At 67.4% G+C, this 2611-nt stretch carries 3 protein-coding genes; all 3 read left to right on the top strand.

Annotation, left to right across the window (positions count from 1 at the left end; genetic code table 11):
* A partial coding sequence (locus AB1609_20750) for an extracellular solute-binding protein (GenBank protein MEW6048873.1) occupies positions 1 to 550 on the top strand: 550 nt, incomplete at its 5' end.
* Positions 551 to 646: 96 nt separating this feature from the next.
* Positions 647 to 1591 (top strand): sugar ABC transporter permease, encoded by a 945-nt coding sequence (locus AB1609_20745; GenBank protein MEW6048872.1) that lies wholly within the window; start codon positions 647 to 649, stop codon positions 1589 to 1591.
* A complete protein-coding gene (locus AB1609_20740) occupies positions 1591 to 2487 on the top strand; it encodes a carbohydrate ABC transporter permease (protein ID MEW6048871.1) in 897 nt (298 codons plus the stop codon). Before AB1609_20745 ends, AB1609_20740 begins: the two co-directional genes overlap by 1 nt.
* Positions 2488 to 2611 lie beyond the last annotated feature (124 nt).

The raw sequence follows: 2611 nt of genomic DNA, 5'->3' as shown, positions 1-2611 counted from the left end.
GAAGGGCTACGTGGTGCCTGCGGACGCGGGGGATGCCTCTTTCTACGGGGACAAGAGCGCCGCGCTGGCCTGGGTGGGCCACTGGATGTGGGGGCCCCACAGCACCAGCCTGGGCGACGACCTGGTCGTGGTGCCGATGCCCAGGTTCGGTGAGCGCGCGGCCACCGGCCTCGGGTCGTGGGCGTGGGGGATCCCCGCGACGTCCAGGCACCCTGAGGCGGCCTGGAAGTTCCTGGAGTTCCTGATGCGGCCGGAGCAGATCCTGCGCATGACCAACGCCAACGGCGCGGTGCCCTCCCGCAAGTCCGCGCTGGCCCGCTCGGAGCTGTACGGTCCCGGCGGCCCGCTGGCGGTCTTCGGCGAGCAGCTCAACGCCATCGCGGTCGCCCGGCCGGCCCATCCCGTTTATCCGACCATCACGGCGGCGTTTGCAGAGGCGGTGGACAACATCCTCGCCGGCGCCGACGTGAAGGCGCAGCTGGATCGGGCAGCCCGCAGGATCGACCAGGAGATCGAGGACAACATGGGCTATCCGCCGTTTGGGCGGTAGCCCCAGTCGGCGATGGCATGTTGCGACCCCCGGACGCTGCCCGGAGGCAGCCGTCCGGGGGCCTGCCCGTCGCGCACCTTTCGGAGGGGATGGCCGGTGAGTAAGGAAGGGGTGATGGCCGTCAGGGGGCGAGCGACACCCGCGCGCAGGCCCTGGCCCGGGCGCGGCGAAGCCGTGACCGCCTGGCTGATGTCGGCGCCGGCGCTGATCCTGCTGGTGCTGTTCATGATCGTGCCCTTCGGACTGGCGCTGGGATTTGCCTTCAGCAACCAGCGGCTGATACCCGGGCCCCTGCCCACCCGGTTCATCGGGCTGCGCAACTTTGTGCGCATCCTGGAGGACCCGGTCTTCTGGCGCAGCCTGCTGAACAACTTCGCGTTCGCCCTGGTGGTGGTGCCGGTCCAGAGCGCCCTTGCCCTGTTTTTGGCGCTCCTGGTCAACGCGCGGCGCCGGTTCATCGTGGCGTTTCGGGCCATCTACTTTGTGCCGACGGTGACCACCATGGTCGTGGTCGCCGTCATCTGGACCTTCCTGCTGAGCGGTGACGGCCTGGTCAACGCCATCCTGCGCGCCGTCTCGTTTGGGACGCTGGGCCCTTACCAATGGATCGAAGACGTGCGCCTCGCCCTGCCGGCGGTCATGATGGTCTCCATCTGGCAGGGCGTTGGCTTTCAGATGGTGATCTACCTGGCCGGGCTCCAGGACATCCCCGCCGAGCGGTACGAGGCCGCCCAGATGGACGGTGCCGGCCGGTGGCAGCAGTTCTGGCACATCACCATGCCCGGGCTGCGCAACACCCACATCTTCGTCCTGGTCGCCACCACCGTCCTGGCGTTCAAGCTGTTCACCCAGGTCGAGGTGATGACCCAGGGAGGGCCGCTGAACGCCACCCAGACCATCGTCCGGTACCTGTTCCAGAGCGGCTTCCGGGAGTTGAAGGTGGGCTACGCCTCCGCGATGTCGGTGCTGTTTGTCGGCATCGTGCTGGCGATCTCCCTCGCCCAGCGCTGGCTGCTCCGGGAAGAGCGGGAGGTGGCATGATGGGAGGGCCGACGGCGCCGGCAGCCTCGGCCGCAGCCGCAGTGACCCCGGCCCGCCGGACGGGGGATGAGGCGTGGGAAGCGGTGTTCCACTACGCGCTGCTTGCCTTCTTCGCCGCCATCTTTCTCGGGCCGCTGGTCGTGATGATCGTGTCAGCGTTCAAGGATGACGAGCTGCGGCTCTTGAAAGAGCTGGGGACGTGGAAGGCGTTCGTGCCGACAGCGCCTTCGCTGCAGAATTTCGCCGACGTCTTTCGCCGGATGCCCTTTCACCGGTTCCTGTTGAACTCGCTGGTGGTGGTCGCCGGGATCGTCGGCGGCGGTCTCGTGGTGAACAGCATGATCGCCTACGCGCTTGCCCGGCTTCGCTTTCCGGGGCGGCGGTTGCTCCTTTCGCTGATCGTGGGGCTGATCATCATTCCGTTCGAGGGAATTGCCGTTCCCCTGCTGCTCGAGGTGAACCGGCTGGGGTGGATCGACTCGTACCACGTGCAGATCCTGCCGTTCGTCGCCCATCCGTTCTCCATCTTCCTGTTCTACCAGTTTTTCATCGGGATTCCCAAGGAGTTCGACGAGGCGGCTCGGGTCGACGGGGCAAACCGGGGCCGGATCTACTGGAGCATCATCCTGCCCCTCTCCCGTCCGGTGATCGCCACCGTCTCGATCCTGCAGGCGCTGGAGTACTGGGGCGCCTTTCTGTGGCCGCTGATGGTCACCCGGGGCGAGACTTACCGGCCGCTGACCGTCGCCATGCAGACGTTCTTCGGGCAGTACCCGAGGGACTGGGGCGACAGCATGGCGTTCGCCACGATGATGACCGTCCCCGTGCTGCTGGTCTTCATCGCGTTCCAGCGCTGGTTCATCCAGAGCCTGAGCTCATCGGGAGTCAAAGGTTAAAGGAAGGGACGCACGCATGGCCGATTCGTCGCACCCGGTGGCCCCGGCGGCGTGTCCCGCCGGGGCGAATCCTGGAGCGCCAGCCACACCGGCCACGGGGCTGCCGGGGGCGGCGGCATGCTCG

Source organism: Bacillota bacterium, from assembly GCA_040754675.1.
Classification (GTDB): domain Bacteria; phylum Bacillota; class Limnochordia; order Limnochordales; family Geochordaceae; genus Geochorda.
This window is presented reverse-complemented; position numbering and strand designations above follow the sequence as displayed.

Bases quoted from the DNA above. Each gene is read 5' to 3' on its own strand.
- AB1609_20740 (MEW6048871.1), top strand. From the start codon at position 1,591: ATGGGAGGGCCGACGGCGCCGGCAGCCTCGGCCGCAGCCGCAGTGACC.